Origin of the sequence: Streptomyces sp. NPDC053542, from assembly GCF_044544685.1 — a bacterium.
Taxonomy (GTDB): domain Bacteria; phylum Actinomycetota; class Actinomycetes; order Streptomycetales; family Streptomycetaceae; genus Streptomyces.
Window position 1 is genome coordinate 205,280 of the sequence record NZ_JBITXL010000006.1, and the last position, 16,136, is coordinate 221,415.

The 16,136-nt window shown below is 73.8% G+C and carries 16 protein-coding genes and 1 tRNA gene; 9 read left to right on the top strand and 8 right to left on the bottom strand.

Going from position 1 to position 16,136, the window contains the following annotated elements; translation table 11 throughout:
- The first annotated feature begins 66 nt into the window (after positions 1–66).
- The 5 genes from ACIGXO_RS18720 to ACIGXO_RS18740 all read left to right on the top strand — a co-directional run bounded on the left by ACIGXO_RS18720 (position 67) and on the right by ACIGXO_RS18740 (position 4,582).
- Complete coding sequence (locus ACIGXO_RS18720) at positions 67–996, top strand: ABC transporter ATP-binding protein (RefSeq protein ID WP_399787597.1); 930 nt, start codon at positions 67–69, stop codon at positions 994–996.
- On the top strand, positions 993–1,958 hold the full coding sequence (locus ACIGXO_RS18725; RefSeq protein WP_399787600.1) for an ABC transporter permease subunit: 966 nt from the start codon (positions 993–995) through the stop codon (positions 1,956–1,958). The genes ACIGXO_RS18720 and ACIGXO_RS18725 overlap by 4 nt, the downstream gene beginning before the upstream one ends.
- Positions 1,959–2,019: 61 nt before the next feature.
- On the top strand, positions 2,020–2,406 hold the full coding sequence (locus ACIGXO_RS18730; protein ID WP_399787603.1) for a GntR family transcriptional regulator: 387 nt from the start codon (positions 2,020–2,022) through the stop codon (positions 2,404–2,406).
- Between the two features lie 119 nt (positions 2,407–2,525).
- Positions 2,526–3,317 (top strand): MerR family transcriptional regulator, encoded by a 792-nt coding sequence (locus ACIGXO_RS18735; protein WP_399787606.1) that lies wholly within the window; start codon positions 2,526–2,528, stop codon positions 3,315–3,317.
- Positions 3,314–4,582 (top strand): glycosyltransferase, encoded by a 1,269-nt coding sequence (locus ACIGXO_RS18740; RefSeq protein ID WP_399787609.1) that lies wholly within the window; start codon positions 3,314–3,316, stop codon positions 4,580–4,582. Before ACIGXO_RS18735 ends, ACIGXO_RS18740 begins: the two co-directional genes overlap by 4 nt.
- Here ACIGXO_RS18740 and ACIGXO_RS18745 read toward each other — a convergent pair.
- Positions 4,579–5,643, bottom strand: a complete 1,065-nt coding sequence (locus ACIGXO_RS18745; protein ID WP_399787612.1) for a helix-turn-helix domain-containing protein — start codon at positions 5,641–5,643, stop codon at positions 4,579–4,581. The two genes, ACIGXO_RS18740 and ACIGXO_RS18745, sit on opposite strands and share 4 nt — an antisense overlap.
- Between ACIGXO_RS18745 and ACIGXO_RS18750 the strand changes: the two genes are divergently transcribed.
- Entirely contained in the window at positions 5,642–6,082 is a 441-nt protein-coding gene (locus ACIGXO_RS18750; RefSeq protein WP_399787615.1) for a hypothetical protein, read from the top strand. The genes ACIGXO_RS18745 and ACIGXO_RS18750 overlap by 2 nt on opposite strands.
- Here ACIGXO_RS18750 and ACIGXO_RS18755 read toward each other — a convergent pair.
- Entirely contained in the window at positions 6,079–9,126 is a 3,048-nt protein-coding gene (locus tag ACIGXO_RS18755) for an alpha-mannosidase (protein ID WP_399787618.1), read from the bottom strand. The genes ACIGXO_RS18750 and ACIGXO_RS18755 overlap by 4 nt on opposite strands.
- A gap of 199 nt (positions 9,127–9,325) precedes the next feature.
- Here ACIGXO_RS18755 and ACIGXO_RS18760 point away from each other — a divergent pair, with 199 nt between their 5' ends.
- The 3 genes from ACIGXO_RS18760 to ACIGXO_RS18770 all read left to right on the top strand — a co-directional run bounded on the left by ACIGXO_RS18760 (position 9,326) and on the right by ACIGXO_RS18770 (position 11,464).
- The gene (locus ACIGXO_RS18760) at positions 9,326–9,871 is read left to right on the top strand and encodes a M23 family metallopeptidase (protein WP_399787621.1); all 546 of its coding nucleotides are present in this window, start codon (positions 9,326–9,328) and stop codon (positions 9,869–9,871) included.
- Positions 9,872–10,314: 443 nt separating this feature from the next.
- Positions 10,315–10,515, top strand: a complete 201-nt coding sequence (locus tag ACIGXO_RS18765) for a hypothetical protein (RefSeq protein WP_399787624.1) — start codon at positions 10,315–10,317, stop codon at positions 10,513–10,515.
- Between the two features lie 76 nt (positions 10,516–10,591).
- On the top strand, positions 10,592–11,464 hold the full coding sequence (locus ACIGXO_RS18770; RefSeq protein ID WP_399787627.1) for a DUF2637 domain-containing protein: 873 nt from the start codon (positions 10,592–10,594) through the stop codon (positions 11,462–11,464).
- A gap of 98 nt (positions 11,465–11,562) precedes the next feature.
- On the opposite strand, the gene ACIGXO_RS18775 is transcribed toward ACIGXO_RS18770, so the two are convergent.
- From ACIGXO_RS18775 to glp, 6 genes are all read right to left on the bottom strand, one after another.
- Positions 11,563–11,635: transfer RNA gene (locus ACIGXO_RS18775), tRNA-Ala, on the bottom strand.
- A gap of 75 nt (positions 11,636–11,710) precedes the next feature.
- Entirely contained in the window at positions 11,711–12,877 is a 1,167-nt protein-coding gene (gene glpR / locus ACIGXO_RS18780) for a gephyrin-like molybdotransferase receptor GlpR (RefSeq protein ID WP_399787630.1), read from the bottom strand.
- A 151-nt stretch (positions 12,878–13,028) separates the two neighbouring features.
- On the bottom strand, positions 13,029–13,643 hold the full coding sequence (locus tag ACIGXO_RS18785) for a GNAT family N-acetyltransferase (RefSeq protein WP_399787633.1): 615 nt from the start codon (positions 13,641–13,643) through the stop codon (positions 13,029–13,031).
- A 14-nt stretch (positions 13,644–13,657) separates the two neighbouring features.
- Positions 13,658–14,188 (bottom strand): molybdenum cofactor biosynthesis protein B, encoded by a 531-nt coding sequence (locus tag ACIGXO_RS18790; protein WP_399787636.1) that lies wholly within the window; start codon positions 14,186–14,188, stop codon positions 13,658–13,660.
- Positions 14,185–14,688 carry a cyclic pyranopterin monophosphate synthase MoaC gene (gene moaC, locus ACIGXO_RS18795; RefSeq protein WP_399787639.1) on the bottom strand — a complete coding sequence of 168 codons (504 nt, stop codon included), beginning with the start codon at positions 14,686–14,688 and terminating at the stop codon, positions 14,185–14,187. Before moaC ends, ACIGXO_RS18790 begins: the two co-directional genes overlap by 4 nt.
- Before the next feature lie 130 nt (positions 14,689–14,818).
- Entirely contained in the window at positions 14,819–16,135 is a 1,317-nt protein-coding gene (gene glp / locus ACIGXO_RS18800; protein WP_399787642.1) for a gephyrin-like molybdotransferase Glp, read from the bottom strand.
- Between the last annotated feature and the right edge of the window lies 1 nt (position 16,136).

Sequence of the window (16,136 nt, forward strand, 5' to 3'; positions counted from 1 at the left end):
TTGACAGCGGACCGGGCCGCTCCCCATACTCATTCCACTAATTAACTAGTGAAAGGGGGGACCGGGATGAGTGAAGCCACCGCGATGGAAGCCCGGGAGCTGGGCAAGAAGTACCGCCGCGGCTGGGCGCTGCGGGAGCTGTCCTTCCGGCTGCCCGCCGGCCGGGTCTGCGCGCTCGTCGGACCGAACGGCGCGGGCAAGAGCACATTCCTCGGGGCCGCCACCCGGCTCATCCGGCCGACCACCGGATCGCTGGAGCTGTTCGGCGTGCCCGTCACCGACCCCGCCGTGCTGCCCCGGTTCGCCTTCCTGGCGCAGGACAAGCCGCTGTACAAGCGGTTCACGGTCGCCGAGACGCTGCGCATGGGCCGCGAGCTGAACCCCCGCTGGGACCAGGCGGCGGCGGAGCGGATCGTGCGGGCCGGGGACATCGCGCTGGACGCGAGGGTTGGGACGCTGTCCGGAGGACAGCGCACCCGGGTCGCGTTCGCGCTGGCCTTCGGGAAGCGGCCGCAACTGCTGCTGCTCGACGAGCCGATGGCCGACCTCGACCCGCTCGCCCGGCACGAGCTGTCCGGCCTGCTGCTGGCCGAGGCCGCCGAGCACGGCACGACCGTCCTCATGTCGTCCCACGTGCTCTCCGACCTGGAGGAGATGTGCGACTTCCTCCTCGTACTGGCCGGGGGCCGGCTGCGGATGGCGGGCGACACCGACGCGCTGCTGCCCGCCCACACGCTGATCACCGGCGCGACGCAGGACGGCGCCCTGCCCCGGGAGCTGACCGAGCGCCACACCGTCGTGGAGCACCGCGTCACGGGGCGGCAGTTCACCGCGCTCGTACGGAGCGAGGGGCCCCTGGCCGAGCTGCCCGACGGCCCGTGGGAGACCGCCGCGCCCGGCCTGGAGGAGGTCCTGCTCGGCTACCTCCGCTCCCCCGACGCCCCTCCCCTGATCACCGCCGCCGCCCGGCCCTCGACCCACCAGGAGGCGGCGTGAGCACGCTGACCGACAACCGTCCCGCCACTTCCCGGAGCCGCGGCCCGCTGCACGGCCTGCCCTGGCTGGTCTGGCGCCGCAATCGCACGGCGTTCCTGCTGCTGGCCGCCGTCACGGTGGTGGTGTGCGGGTACTGCCTCTATCACCGCACCGGCGTGCTGGACTTCGTCGCGCGGTACGGCAACGACGCCCGCTACGCCGAGAAGTTCGACGAGGCGTACAAGCCGGTGTTCGACAACCTGTACGCGCTGTCCGGCCTGCCCGCGCTCCTCGGCCTGTTCCTCGGCGCGCCGCTGATCGCGGGCGAGCAGGAGCACGGCACCGTACGGCTGGCCACCACGCAGTCCGTCGCGCGTACCCGATGGATCACCGCGACCGTGCTGCTGCCCCTGCTGGCCGTCCTCGTCTGCACCACCCTGATCTCCCTCGCCTTCACCGCCCTGTGGTCGCCGGCGAACCGGCTCGTGAACTACGGCGACTGGCTCGGCGGAACGATCTTCGACATCACGGGCCCGGTGCCGGTCGCCATGGCCCTGTTCCTCACCGGCTGCGGCATGGCCGTGGGCATGGTCGTCCGCCGTGTGGTCCCCGCGATGGTGGTGATGCTCGTCGTCTCGTTCGGCACCTCGGTCGTCTGGGACTGGATCCGGGTCCGCCTGGCCACCCCGCGCACCGTGACCGGCCCGGCCACCGGCGACTTCCCGGCCATCCCGGACGGCGCGCTCAACTTCGACCAGTGGCTGGGCACCGCCGACGGCCGGCTCCTGGGCTGGGGCACCTGCGTCGACGCCAAGAGCGAGACGGCGTGCCAGGCCGACCAGGGCATCGTGCATAAGATCGTCGAGTACTTCGGCTCCGACCAGATGGCGGGGATGCAGTGGCGCGGCGCCGCTCTGCTGCTCGTCCTGACCGCGCTGATCGTGGCCTTCATCGTGCAGTGGACCCGTCGGCGGCCGCTCTGAACACCCACCGCGGACGCCGGGGCGCATACCGGCGCGGACACCGAGCGGAAAGGCGCTGACCATGGTCGAATTCCGCATCGACCGGCGCAGCGGCGTCGCCACGTACCAGCAGATCGTCCAGCAGGTCCGGCAGGCGCTGCGGCTGGGCACGCTCGTGGAGGGCGACCGGCTGCCGACCGCCGCGCAGGTCGCCGCCACGACGAAGGTCAATCCGAACACCACGCTGAAGGCATACCGCGAGCTGGAGCGCGAGGGCCTCGTGGAGCCGCGCCCGGGCCTGGGCACCTTCGTGAGCCGCACGCTGGCCCGCCCGGAGTCCGAGGGCGACGCCGTACTGCGGGCCGAGCTGGCGGGCTGGCTGGACCGGGCCCGCGCGGCGGGCCTGGACCGCGAGGACGTGGAGGCGCTGTTCGGCGCGGTGCTGGAGGAACGCTTCCCGAGGAGCTGAGCGTCGACCGTACCGGACATCGCTTGACCCTCACGTCACGTCAGGCCGCAGGCTGAGCGGGAGCGGCGGACGGGTGAGGGACGTCCGGCGGACGGACACGGACGGGGGAAGGCGTTTCCATGAGCTACACGGTCGGGCAGGTCTCCGGCTTCGCGGGCGTGACGGTACGGGCCCTGCACCACTACGACCGGACCGGGCTGCTCTCGCCCAGCGAGCGCAGCCCGGCCGGTTACCGGCTCTACGGCGAAGCCGACCTGGCCCGCCTCCAGCAGATCCTCTTCTACCGCGAACTGGGCTTCTCCCTGGAAGAGATCAAGGCGATCCTCGCCGACCCGCAGGCGAACGTGCTGGAGCAGCTGCGCGCCCGGCACCGCCTGCTCACCGAGCAGCTGGCGAAGCTGCAGCGCCTGGTCGAGGTCGCCGAACGGGCCATGGAGGTCCAGCAGACCGGCGTCGCGCTCACGCCGGAGGAACGGTTCGCGGTCTTCGGCGAGGTCTCGTTCGACCTCACCTACGCCACCGAGGCCCATCTGAAGTGGCAGCACAGCGAGGGCCACCAGCGCTCGATGGCGCGCGCCGCCGCGCACAGCAAGGAGGACTGGGCGCGCCTGATGGCCGAGTCGGCGGCCTGGCGGCAGCGGCTGACCACCGCCTTCGACGCGGGCGAACCGGCGGAGGGCGAGCGGGCCATGGAGCTCGCCGAGGAGCACCGGCAGCACATCACCCGCTGGTTCACGCCCTGCCCGCCCGATATGCACTGCCGGATCGCGGCGGACTTCGCCGCCGACCCGCGGGCCTTCGCGCTCACCGTCCCGCCGTCCGAACAGCGCCCCGGTCTCGCCGCGTACCTGCTGACGGCGGTACGGGCCAACGCGGTGCACCGGGGCCCGGCGGAGGGCGGCGCGCGATGAGGATCCTGATCACGGCGGCCGGTTCGCGCGGGGACGTGGTCCCGTACACCGGACTCGGCGCGCGGCTGCGGACGGCCGGCCACGAGGTGGCGCTGGCCACGCACGAGGCGTACGCGGTGCCGGTACGGGCCGCGGGCCTGGAGTTCCGGCCGCTGCCGGCGGATCCGCGCACGACCGGCGCCGGGGGCGGGGCCGGTAGCGGGCGGGGCCTGATGGCCCGGGCGGCCGCCTTCCTGGCGGAGCTCGGCGACGGGCTCGCCGACGCCGCGGCACCCGGAGCCGACCTGATGCTGCTGTCCACGACCACCGCCCCGCTCGGCTGGCAGCTCGCCGAGGCCACCGGCACCCCGAGCCTCGGCACATACCTCCAACCCACCCACCCCACGCGGGAGTTCCCGCCGGCCATGGGCGGCGGGCGCCCGCTGGGCCGCTGGGGCAACCGCCTCGCGGGCGCCGCGGCCCTGAAGGTCGTCGACCGCCTCTACGCCGGCCCCGTACGCGCCCTGCGCGCCCGGCTCGGCCTCCCTCCCGTCTCCGTCTCCGCGGTGCGGGCCCGCAAGGAGGCGGCGCGCTGGCCGGTGCTGCACGGCGTCAGCCCGCTGCTGGTGCCCCGGCCCGGCGACTGGCGGCCGGGCCTGGAGGTGACCGGTACCTGGTGGCCGTACGCGGCGCCGGACGACCGTCTGCCGCCCGCCGTCGAGGACTTCCTCGCGGCCGGCCCGCCACCGGTGTTCGTCGGCTTCGGCAGCATGGCCGCCGGAGAGGGCGCGCGACTGGGCGAACTGGCCGTACGTGCCCTGCGCCGGGCCGGCGTAAGGGGCATCCTCCAGGCGGGCTGGGCGGGGCTGGCGGCGGGCGAGCAGGCGGACGGCGTCCTCTCCGTCGGGGACGTGCCGCACGCCCTGCTCTTCCCGCGCCTCGCCGCGGTCGTCCACCACTGCGGCGCCGGCACCACCGCGGCCGCCCTGCGCGCCGGCGTCCCCACCGTCCCGGTCCCGGTGACCGCCGACCAGCCCTTCTGGGCCACCCGCCTGACGGCCCTGGGCGCGGCAACGGCTCCCCTCCCCTTCAAGGCCCTGGCCGGCACGGATGCCGAGAACCGGCTGGCGGCCGCCGTCGAGAGGGCCGTACGCGACACAGGGCTGCGCGACCGGGCCCGGGACGCGGCCGCCCGGCTGGCCACGGAGGACGGCGCCGGTCAGGTGGTACGCGCGGTGGCATGCATCGCCGACGGCGGCCCCGCCCGCATCGCCGCGCTCGGCTAGCCGGCCGCGTCGTCGAGCGCGCGCAGCACTTCCGCCGTGTGGTCGTCGAGGGGGAAGAAGAGCTCGATGGCCAGTTCGGAGAGGGTGACGTCGTTGGGGGCGCCGATGACGGCCATGGTGCTGAACAGGGCCAGCTCGCCGTGCGGGGTGCGGAAGCGGAGGGGGAGGACGGCCTCCGGGGTGCGCGGCCCGGTGTCCCCGTCGGCGGGCGCGGTCGCCGCCTCCGGAGGCCCGTAGGCGCGCACCTCTTCGTACAGCGCGCGCAGTTCCGGATCGCCGGTGGCCTCGGCCTCGCGTTGCAGCCGTTCCATGAAGTGGCCGCGTACTTCGTGGAGGTTGGTGCAACGGGCGGCGAGCCCTTCGGGGTGCAGCGCCATGCGAGCCACGTTGGCCGGGGGCGCGAGCAGCTCCGGGGGCACGCCGTCCAGGAGGACGCCCATGGCGCGGTTGCCGGTGACGACGTTCCAGCCGCGGTCGACGACCACCGCCGGGTACGGCAGATGACTGGTCAGCATCATGTCCAGGGCGCCGCGCACGGACCGCAGCCCGTCGTCCTCCAGCGCGCTCTCCCGATAGGCGGGCGCGTAACCGGCCGCCAGCAGCAGGCTGTTGCGCTCCCGGAGCGGTACGTCGAGGTGGTCGGCGAGGCGCAGCACCATGGCCCGGCTGGGGCGGGCCCGGCCGGTCTCCACGCAGGACAGGTGCCGGGCCGAACTCCCGGCGCGCAGCGCCAGTTCGAGCTGGCTGAGCCGACGACGGCGCCGCCAGTCGCGCAGCAGGGTGCCTACGCGGGGCCGGTCGGCGGCGGGCGGCGCTTCGCGGGCGAACGGTACTGCTGCGTCGGCGAGTTCGGCGGACATGGCGCTGAGCCTAACGGCGCCGGTCGCGCCGTCCATGACCTCGGAGGTCATTGCCCGGCCCACCCGCCCCTTGCCACCGTTCACGGCGTACGGACCGCCCCGTACGGACCGCTCTGTACAGACCACCGCGTGCTGACTGCCCGTACTGACCACCCCGTACAGCCGCTCGCACGCACCGCCCCAGGCCAAGGAGGCCCGCATGACCACCTCGACCTCTTCCCTCGCCGCCCAGGGGCGGCGCCCCGCCCGTGACGCGTCCTGGCTGCTGCGGACGGTGCTGCGGACCGACAGCGCGAGCACGGCCGCGTTCGCCGTACTGATGCTGGCCGCCGCCTCGCTGACCGCCACCCCGCTCGGGCTGCCGCGCGGACTCGCGGTGGTCTCCGGGTGCGGGATGCTGTGCGGCGCGGCGGCGTTCTGGCTGCTCGCCCGGATGCCCGTGCTGCCGCCCCGCCTCGTGGCCGGAGCGATCGCGCTGAACGCCGTGTGCGGTGCCGCGTTCGCCGTCCTCGCCTGCACCGACCTCGTCCCGCTGACCGGCTTCGGGCGGGTGTTCCTCGGCGCGGGCGCGGTGATCGTCGCGGTCTTCGCCGACCTGGAGTACGTGGGCCTGCGCCGCATCCGTACGGCCACGCCCTAGCCGCGCGTCCCCCGGGCCTCCCGCGCCAGCCGCAGCGTCAGGATCTGGAACGGCCGCAGCGTGACGGCCACCCGCCCGCCGTCCGTCACGGCGTACGGAGGCGCGTCCGCCAGCGGCCGTTCCAGCAGGTCGGTGGCGTACGCCTCGGCCACCGGGAAGCCGGCCCTCAGCGTGGCGGAAGCCCGCCCGCCGGCCGCCTCGTACAGCCGCACGACCACGTCCCCGCCGCGGTCCTCGGCGAGCTTGACCGCCTCGACGACCACCGCGTGGTTGTCCACGCCGACCAGCGGCTCGGCCTCCCGGGAGCCGGGCACCACCCGCTCGGGGAGGTTGATCCAGTGCCCCTCGCGCACGGCGTCCAGCGTCCCCGCACCGGGCACCAGTCCGTACCGCAGCCGGTGCCGGCCCTGGTCGGTCTCCGGGTCCGGATAGCGCGGGGCGCGCAGCAGGGAGAGCCGGACGGTCGTGGTCTGGCCCCCGTCGGCGCGTACGTCGCGGGTGACGTCGTGCCCGTACGTGGAGTCGTTGACCAGCGCGGCGCCCCAGCCGGGCTCCTCGACCTGGAGCCAGCGGTGCGCACAGATCTCGAACTTGGCGGCCTCCCAGGAGGTGTTGGTGTGGGTGGGCCGGTGGACGTGCCCGAACTGCGTCTCGGCCGCGGACCGGTCGGCCTTCACGTCCAGCGGGAAGGCGACCTTGAGGATCTTCTCCTTTTCGTGCCAGTCGATATCGGCGGTGACTTCCAGGGTGGCGGAACCCTCACGGAGAGTAACGGCCTGGACGGCCGTGGAGTTCCCGAAGGCACGACGGACTTCGACCGTGGCCGCTTCGGGCCCGTCGGCGATCAGCCGCAGCCCCGCCACCTCGGTCAGGTCGGTGACGCGGTGCCGGTAGAAGGCGTCGATGTCCCAGGCGTCCCAGAAGTTGGGCAGGTCGGGGTGGAGCTGGAGGAGGTTCGCCGCCCGGCCCGGCGCCAGCGCCTCGCGGCGGGCGCGCAGGTCGTACACGGAGACCAGCAGCCCGCGCCCGTCGATCTCGGCGCGCAGCACCCCATTGGTGAGGACCCACCCGCCGCCGGGGCGCTCGGCCGCGCCGACCTCCGCGGAGCCTCGGTCGACCGCGCGGGCCGAGCCGCCCGCCGGTACACCGTTCCGGGAGTGCGGCGCCCCGTTGAAGACGATCTCCTCACTGCCGGGCCCGGCGAGCGCCCGCTGCGCGCCGTCGACGATGTCCCGCAGCTCGGCGTGGACCCGTGCGTAGGTCTCCCGGGCCTCCCGGTGCACCCAGGCGATCGACGAACCGGGCAGGATGTCGTGGAACTGGTGCAGCAGGACCGTTTTCCACAGCCGCTCCAGTTCGTCGTACGGATACGCGTACTCCGGTACGCGGACCGCGGCCGTCGCCGCCCACAGCTCCGCCTCGCGCAGCAGCGACTCGCTGAAGCGGTTCCCCTGTTTGGTCTTCGCCTGCGAGGTGTACGTGCCGCGGTGCAGCTCCAGGTACAGCTCGCCGACCCACACGGGCGCGGCGGCCGCGTACTCCTCGTGGGCCTGCTCGAAGAAGGCGGCGGGCCGCTCGATCGCGACGCGCGGCGAGCCCTCCAGGTCGCGGCACCGTTCCGCGCGCGCCAGCATCTCGCGGGTAGCGCCGCCCCCGCCGTCGCCGTGCCCGAAGGGGACGAGGGAGCGGGTGCCGCGGCCCTTCTCCCGGTAGTTGCGCGCCGCGTGCGCCAGTTCGCGGCCGCTCAGCTCGGAGTTGTAGGTGTCCACGGGCGGGAAGTGGGTGAAGACGCGAGTGCCGTCGATGCCCTCCCACCAGAAGGTGTGGTGCGGAAAGGCGTTGGTCTGGCTCCAGGAGATCTTCTGGGTGAGGAACCACCGCGCGCCCGCGAGCTTCACGAGCTGCGGCATGGCCGCGGTGTACCCGAAGGAGTCCGGCAGCCAGACCTCCTCGGTCTCGATCCCGAACTCCTCCAGGAAGAACCGCTTCCCGTAGAGGAACTGCCGGGCCATGGCCTCCCCGCCGACCATGTTGGTGTCCGACTCCACCCACATCCCGCCGACCGGCACGAACTGCCCGCCCGCGATCTTCTCCTTCACCCGTGCGAAGACCTCGGGCCGGTGCTCCTTGATCCAGGCGAGCTGCTGCGCCTGGGACATGGCGAAGACGAACTCCGGATGGTCGTCCATGAGCGCGGTCGTGTTGGCGCAGGTGCGGGCGACCTTGCGGACGGTCTCGCGCAGCGGCCACAGCCAGGCGGAGTCGATGTGGGCGTGGCCGACGGCGCTGAGACGGTGCGCGGAGGCGTGGGCGGGTGCGGCGAGTACGGCGGCCAGCTCGGCACGCGCGTCCTCCGCCGTACCCGGTACGTCGTCGATGTCCAGAGCGTCCAGGGCACGTTCGAGGGCGCGCAGGATCTCGTGCCGGCGCGCGTTGTCCGCCGGAAGCTGCTCCATCAGCCCGCCCAGCACCTCCAGGTCCTGTATCAGCTCCCAGACGACGGGCTCGAAGACGGCCAGGTCCAGGCGGTTCAGGCGGTAGAGCGGCGCGTCACCCGAGGTAAGCCGGTCGCCTTCATAGGTGGGGCGCTGACCGTTGAGCACCGGATTGGCGGCGGCCTCCACGTAGAGCTCGACCTCCTCGCCGCCCGCCACCCGGTCGCCGATCCGCACCCAGTCGTTGCGCGGGTGGAGCCCCTTCACCGCCTCGCCGTCCGCCCGGTACACCAGCCCCTCGCTCTGGAAGCCGGGGCTCATCCGGTCGAATCCCAGGTCCAGTACGGCCTCCACGGTCCGGCCCGCCCACTCCCGCGGCACCTGCCCGGTGACCTTGAACCAGCTGGTGCCCCAGGCGGGCCCCCACGCCTCGCCCGCCGCCGCCGGCGCGTACGGCGCGGCCAGCCCCTCGGCGACCGGCACCGGCTCGCCCGGCGCGTCCCAGCGGCCCACGGTCAGCGGCAGGGACGCGCTGTACAGAGCGGGCCTGACGCGTTCTTCGAGGACGCGGCGGAGGCGGTGTTCCACGATGCTGCGGTCGTCGTGCATGCGGCGGCTCCGGTGGGTGCGTGGGGAGACCCTGCGAGTACGGCCCTGCCTCCAGCCTGCCCGGCGGAGGCGCGCGGCCATGCACGGCGCGCCCGCCGCATGCGCGCCGACGCCCGCCGCACCGAGTGGTCCACGCCATTAAGCCGAGCGGCGGGTTTCCGCATTGCGACGGGCCGTCAGAACCGGTGGGGTCGCCTCTATGACAGCGTTCAAGGAACTGACACTGCGTCCGTTCAAGAATCCGACCCTGCGGCGTACGGTCCCGGTCGCCGTCGCCGCCGCATCGGCGCTGGCCCTGACGGCCCCTCAAGACGCCGCCGCCGTCGAAGCGGCAGGCAGCTACGCCCGGCCGATCACCGCGCCCTACCACGTGACGGCACGGTACGGGGTGCCCGGCGACTGGGCCGCCGGGCACCACCCAGGGGTGGACTTCGCCGTGCCGACCGGCACCCGCGTCCGCTCGGTGGGCTCCGGGACGGTGGTACTGGCCCGCCGCTCCGGCGACTACGGGAAGGCGGTGACCGTTCGCATGCGGGACGGGCACTACATCGTGTACGGCCACCTCTCCCGGATCGCCGTCCGCAAGGGCCGTCACGTGGGCCCCGGCACCCGGCTGGGGTACAGCGGCTCGACCGGCCGCTCCAGCGGCCCGCACCTGCACTTCGAGGTGCGCGACGCACGCGGCTACGGAAACGACGTCAACCCGCTGCGCTACCTGTCCCGGCGCGGCGTGCACATGCGCTGACGCGACGGAAGGGCGCCGACAGGACCCCGCGGAGAAACGGATGTGATGCGCGGTCCGGACGGTGCTTCCGGGTTGGCCAATTGGAGATACACCTCTCCGACTATTACACCGGGGAACGCGATCACGAGAGGTACCACTGGAACATCCATGCCGACCGGCGGCGGTATTTCCGAGGTAATACCGTCATCACCGCCGGCGGGTCCGGCGGCCCGGGCGGCCGCCGGACCAGGCCCCTCCACCCGCCGCACCCCTGGCCAACAGCACCGCCGGCCACGGGGACGCGGCAGCTCAGCATATTTACCCAAGGGCCTTCTATTGCAGAAAAACATGAACCGGTAGGCATTCCCGACGGCCGGAAAATCAAACTCGAATTACCTGGATGCCACGTTTCTTTGCGGCTTTTTCTTCGTTGACGGAGTATGCCTGAGACAACCATTCCGCGAATGCGGCAACTCGGTGGCTGGCACCTGAGTTCCGCAGTCGCCGCCGGCCGCCCGGACGTACATCTGGAGCGCGCCGGGCAGCGCGTACGGCTGGAGCACACCGGCGACCTGCTGGAGGTGCTGCTGTCGGCCCTCGACGGGCTCGAGGACGCCCTGGGGCCGCGGGACCGCGCGGAGTGCCCGCCGCGCATCAGACGGTAGGAGCCGCCGCCGGTCGGCCGCCACGCGGCCCGCACCGGTCTCCCGTCCCGGTCCCATCGATCCCACGAGAGCCGACGTGTACGACACTCCCCAGGTCCCCTATCCGTCCGGTCCCGCGCACCCGGGAGGCACCGGCTATCCGGGAGGCACCGGCTATCCGGACGGCCCCGGATTCCCGGGCGGCGGCACCGGACACCCCGACGGCTCCGGACGGCACCGGATGCCGCGCCAGACCGCCGACGGGCTCGACGCCCCCACCGGCCTCACCGGCATGCCGCTCTTCCGCGACGACATGGTGCTCGGCCACGACGACATGACGCTCGGCCACACGTCGGACGGCTGGGACGCCGCCGTGGTGGAGGAGCTGGAGGGCGAGCTGGCGCAGCTCCTGGAGACGGCCGAGCAGCCCGTGGTGACGCCGCAGCCGACCCCGGCCGTGCCGCCCACCCGGCACCGCAAGACCTCGTTCCTCCGCGCCCACATCGCCACCTGGACCTGGCAGCGCGTGCTGAGCCTGGTGTCCGTGACGCTGACGGCCCTGATCGTCATCGCGGTGAGCATCCTGGGCGCCCTCGCGTCCTACCCCTCGCTGCGCGCCCTGGCCGGCGGCGTCGCGCCGCGCCACATCGCCGACCTGTGGCCGCTGCTGATCTACGGCCCCTGGATCGCCGCCACGCTCTCCATCCTGCGGGCGCGCGCCTACCGCCGCCGCACCGCGCAGTCCTGGCTCGTCGTCATCTTCTTCGCGGCCGTCGCCATGCTGCTGTGCATCGCGCACACCCCGGCGACGCCGGCCGGCATCACCGTGGCCGGACTGCCGCCCGTGACCGTCCTCCTCTGCTTCCACCAGCTCGTCCGCCAGCTGGACCTCTCCCCCGCGCCCCAGGCCGTCACCCGCCACGCCCAGAACACCAAGGGCGGCAGCCACCGTCAGCGCGTGGGGTCCTGAGCCCACCCGCCCGGCCGCGAGCGCGCCGCCCGCCGGGCAGCCACCGCCGGGTATACGAAAGAACCCCTGCCGGAGTTCCCGGCAGGGGTTCTTGTCTGTGGACCTGAGGGGATTCGAACCCCTGACCCCCTCGTTGCGAACGAGGTGCGCTACCAGCTGCGCCACAGGCCCTTGCGACGAGTGAAACTCTAGCATCCATGTGGCCGTGCTCGGAAATCGCTTCCGGCGCTGGTCAGGAGTGGCAGGTCACTCGTTCGCGGCGCGCGGCCGGTCCAGCCCCTCGTCGGCCGGGACGGCGAACTGGTCGAAGAGCGGGGTACGGCCGCGGCGGCCGCCGGCGGGGCGGTCCCGGCCCGGCGCCGGGCGGGGATCCGCGTCCGCGGCACCGGCGCCCGCGACCGGACCGGCGCCGGCCGACGGAGCCGCGGCGGCGCCGTCGGCGGGCGCGCCCGTGCCGCCCGCCGTGCCGGACCGCGCGGAGCTCCAGGCATCGTCGGCGGCCAGGTCGACATGGCCGTTGGCGCGCGGCGCCACGGGGGCGGTGACGTACGTCGGCAGCGGTACCGGGACCGGCTCCCAGCCGTCTCCGTGGCGGCGGCCCCGGGGGCGCTGCGGTTCGGCCCACTCCGTGTGCCCGGCCTGCTCGACAAGGGGGCGGCGGCCCGCACTCGGGGCGGGCTCGGCGCGCATCGGTTCAGGCGCGGGGCCTGCCTGTTCGGCGGGGGTCTCCTCGGCGGGCGGCTGGTGGCCCGCCCGCGGAGGGCGGGCACGGCCCTCCCGCAGCCGCTGGGCCGCGGCCTCGGCCCCCCGCTGGTCCATCGTGAAGGCGAACCGGCGGCGCTCCTGGAGGCGGAGGTACACGATGTACGCGCTCAGCAGGAGGGCGGGGACGCCGGGGGCCCACAGGAAGGTGATGCCGCCCACCCCGGCGACGACCGCGCCGACGGTGAAGACGAGGAAGAGGACCGTGATCGTGCGGCGGCGCCGCGCGAGGACCCGGGCCCGCTTCGTACGCTCGGCGGACGAGGGGCGCGGGGGCGCGGGGGCGTGCGGCGGAACCGGGCCGTGCGGCTGGACGGCCGTGGGTGCGGCCTCGCGCTCCTCGGGGACGCGGGCGTCCGCTCCTGGCGGGCGGTCCTCGTCCGCGGGCGTGCTTGCCGACCGGACGCCGGCCGCGTCGGCCGGGGCGTCCGGGTCCCGTTCCCCGCTCGCATCGTCGGCGGGACGCCCTTCCTGCCCCTTGGCGTAACGGCGTTCCATCGCCGCCCGCCCGGACAGGAGCCGGATGGCGGTACTGAAACGCTCCGTAGGACGGGCCTCATTGAGTTCGTCCTGCCTACGGAGCCACATCGGCACCAAGTAGGCGGCCCAGGCCCCGACGATGACTGCGTAGATGAGGCCGCTGCTGCTCACGCCTCACACGGTAGAGGGGTTTGAGCGGGGCCATCCGCCAATTGAGCCGGTGTGTCGCACGATCTGGCTGATATCTCGAACTTTTTTTGTGATTGTTGCGATCAACGCACTGTGAATGTGCCGAATTGATGGATTAATTCGAACAGACTTTTTATTTGTGGGATGTCCCGGGGGTGCCCGGCTTCTCGCGGTGCCACCGGGCCAGCAGCCCGCCCGGCACCTCCTCCGCCGTCAGCGCGAAAACCAGGTGGTCACGCCAGGCGCCGTCGATGTGCAGATAGCGCGGACGCAGCCCCTCCTCGCGGAAACCGAGCTTTTCCACCACCCGGCGGCTGGGCACGTTCTCCGGGCGAATACACACCTCGATGCGGTGCAGTCCGACCGTACGGAAGCAGTGGTCGACGGCGAGCGCGACCGCGGTCGGCATGACGCCGCGCCCCGCGACGGCCTCGTCGACCCAGTAGCCGATATGGCCCGAACACATCGATCCCCAGGTGATCCCGGCGACCGTCAGCTGCCCGACCAACCGGCCCTGGTACTCCACGACGAACGGCAGCATCCGGCCCGCGTGCGCCTCCGCCCGCAGGTGCCGCACCATCTGACGGTAGGTCGGCCGCTGGACCGGCGGCGCACCGGGCGGCGCGGGCGGGATGGTGGCCTCCCACGGGCGCAGCCAGTCGCGGTTGCGCCGGTTGACCTCACGCCAGGCCCGCTGGTCGCGCAGCCTTATCGGGCGGAGGGCCGTGTCGCCGTCCGCCAGCTCCACCGGCCAGGGGGCGTTCAGTGCGTACTCCCGGCCGGTCTGGGGTGGTCGCCGCCGCGGAGCTGGTCGACGGCGTGGACGAGCAGCCGCTCCAGGACGGCGAGGCCGTCGCGGACGCCCCCTGTGGAGCCGGGGAGGTTCACGACGAGGGTGCGGCCCGCGACGCCCGCCAGGCCCCGCGAGAGCGCCGCCGTGGGCACCTTGGCCAGGCCCTCGGCCCGGATCGCCTCGGGGATGCCGGGCACTTCGTAGTCCAGCACCCGGCGGGTCGCCTCCGGGGTGGCGTCGGTGGGCGAGATGCCCGTACCGCCGGTGGTGACCACCGCGTCGAAGCCGCCGGCCACCGCGTCGCGCAGCGCGGCCTCCACGGGGTCGCCGTCCGGGACCACGCGCGGGCCCTCGACCTCGAAGCCGAGCGCGCTGAGCGCCTCGGCGATGAGCGGGCCGCCCTTGTCGGCGTAGACCCCGGCGGCGGCCCTGTTGGACGCCGTCACGACCATCGCCCGGTACGGGCGTGCGGCGGCGGCCGCGGCGGAGTGCGCGCTCATGCGCCCGCCTCCGCGCCGCCCTCGCGCACCCAGTCGCCCGACTTGCCGCCGGTCTTCTGCTCCACCCGTACGTCGGTGATGACCGCGCCCTTGTCGACGGCCTTGACCATGTCGATCACGGTCAGCGCGGCGACGCTGACCGCGGTGAGCGCCTCCATCTCCACGCCCGTACGGTCGGTGGTCTTCACCGTCGCCAGAATCTCCACGGCGTCGTCGGCCACCGACAGCTCCACCTTCACGCCGGAGACGGCCAGCGGGTGGCACAGCGGGATCAGGTCGGGGGTGCGCTTGGCGCCCATGATGCCGGCGATGCGGGCGGTGGCCAGGGCGTCGCCCTTGGGGACGCCCTCACCGCGCAGCAGTTCGATCACCCGCGGCGCTACCAGGACCCGGCCACTGGCGCGGGCCGTGCGCGCGGTGACGTCCTTCTCGGATACGTCGACCATGCGGGCCGCGCCCGCCGCGTCGATGTGGGTGAGGTGTTGCTGGCCGCTGCTCATCGTTCTCCTGGTCCGGACCGTGCCGCGCCTGTGCGACGACACCGTACCCGCAGCGGAGGACCGTCACCCGGGCAGCCGGGCGCTACGGGAAGAGCGCGCCACCCGGGCCGGCCGGCCGCCGGAGGAGCGGCTATCCGAGCAGGACCACGTCCACCTCGTCCCCCGCGGCGACCTCCGTGACGTCCTCGGGCACCGCGATCAGGCAGTTGGCGTGCGCGAGCGCCTTGACCAGGTGCGAGCCCGCGCCGCCCACCGGGGTGACCGTGCCGGACACCGGGTCGTGGCGGCCGCGCAGGAACTGCCGCTTGCCCTGGGGCGAGGAGGCGATGTCCTCGGTGCAGCGCGCCCGCTCGGTGTACCGGTGCACGTCCTGCAGGCCCATCAGGGTGCGGATGGCCGGGCGGACGAAGAGCTCGAAGGACACGTAGGAGCTCACCGGATTGCCGGGCAGCGCGAGCAGCGGGGTGCGGTCCGGGCCGATGAGCCCAAAGCCCTGCGGCTTGCCCGGCTGCATGGCGAGGCGCCGGAACTCCACGCTGCCCTCCTCGCCGGAGAAGTCCGCCAGCGTCTCCTTGACCACGTCGTACGCGCCGACGCTGACGCCGCCGCTGGTGACGACGATGTCGGCGCGGATGAGCTGGTCCTCGATGGCGGCGCGCAGCGTGGCGGCGTCGTCGGCGACCGCGCCGACCCGGTAGGCGAGCGCGCCGGCGTCCCGGGCCGCGGCGGTCAGCGCGAAGCTGTTCGAATCGTGGATCTGGCCGGGACCCAGCGGCTCGCCGGGCTGGACCAGCTCGCTGCCGGTGCCCATGACCACGACCCGGGGGCGCGGCCGTACCTTGACGGTCGCGCGTCCGATGGCGGCGAGCAGGGCGATCTGCGGCGGCCCGAGGACCGTGCCGGCGGCGAGGGCCGGCTCGCCCGCGGAGACGTCGCTGCCCCGGGTGCGCACGTGGGCGCCGGCCTCGACGGGGCGGTGCACCCGGACCTCGCCGCTCCCGCCGGCCGGGTCGGTGCTGCGTGCGCGCATCGTGGTGGCGGGGCCGCCTCCGGTGCCGCCGTCGGTCCACTCCACGGGGACGACGGCCTCGGCGCCCGGGGGCAGCGGGGCGCCCGTCATGATGCGGGCGGCCTCGCCGGGCCCGACAGGAGGCAGGTCGCCGCTGCCGGCCGCGACGTCGCCGATCACGGTGAGGGTGGCGGGGTACTCCTCGGTGGCCCCCGCCACGTCGGCGACGCGGACCGCGTAGCCGTCCATGGAGCTGTTGTCGAAGGGGGGCAGCGCGACCGGCACCGTGACGTCCTCGACCAGGACGCAGCCCTGGGCGTCCAGCAGCTGCAGCTCGATCGGCTCCAGCAGGCGGATCTTGGACAGGACGTCCTGGATGTGGTCGGCCACCGACCAGACGCGGTCGGGGTGGCTGGTCCGGTCGGTGGTGGCGCTCAAA

Excerpts from the sequence above, each read along its gene's own strand:
- ACIGXO_RS18720 (WP_399787597.1), top strand. The coding sequence starts at position 67 with ATGAGTGAAGCCACCGCGATGGAAGCCCGGGAGCTGGGCAAGAAGTAC.
- ACIGXO_RS18730 (WP_399787603.1), top strand. The coding sequence starts at position 2,020 with ATGGTCGAATTCCGCATCGACCGGCGCAGCGGCGTCGCCACGTACCAG.
- ACIGXO_RS18735 (WP_399787606.1), top strand. The coding sequence starts at position 2,526 with ATGAGCTACACGGTCGGGCAGGTCTCCGGCTTCGCGGGCGTGACGGTA.
- ACIGXO_RS18740 (WP_399787609.1), top strand. The coding sequence starts at position 3,314 with ATGAGGATCCTGATCACGGCGGCCGGTTCGCGCGGGGACGTGGTCCCG.
- ACIGXO_RS18750 (WP_399787615.1), top strand. The coding sequence starts at position 5,642 with ATGACCACCTCGACCTCTTCCCTCGCCGCCCAGGGGCGGCGCCCCGCC.
- ACIGXO_RS18745 (WP_399787612.1), bottom strand. The coding sequence starts at position 5,643 with ATGCGGGCCTCCTTGGCCTGGGGCGGTGCGTGCGAGCGGCTGTACGGG.
- ACIGXO_RS18755 (WP_399787618.1), bottom strand. The coding sequence starts at position 9,126 with ATGCACGACGACCGCAGCATCGTGGAACACCGCCTCCGCCGCGTCCTC.
- ACIGXO_RS18760 (WP_399787621.1), top strand. The coding sequence starts at position 9,326 with ATGACAGCGTTCAAGGAACTGACACTGCGTCCGTTCAAGAATCCGACC.
- ACIGXO_RS18765 (WP_399787624.1), top strand. The coding sequence starts at position 10,315 with ATGCGGCAACTCGGTGGCTGGCACCTGAGTTCCGCAGTCGCCGCCGGC.
- ACIGXO_RS18790 (WP_399787636.1), bottom strand. The coding sequence starts at position 14,188 with ATGAGCGCGCACTCCGCCGCGGCCGCCGCCGCACGCCCGTACCGGGCG.
- moaC (WP_399787639.1), bottom strand. The coding sequence starts at position 14,688 with ATGAGCAGCGGCCAGCAACACCTCACCCACATCGACGCGGCGGGCGCG.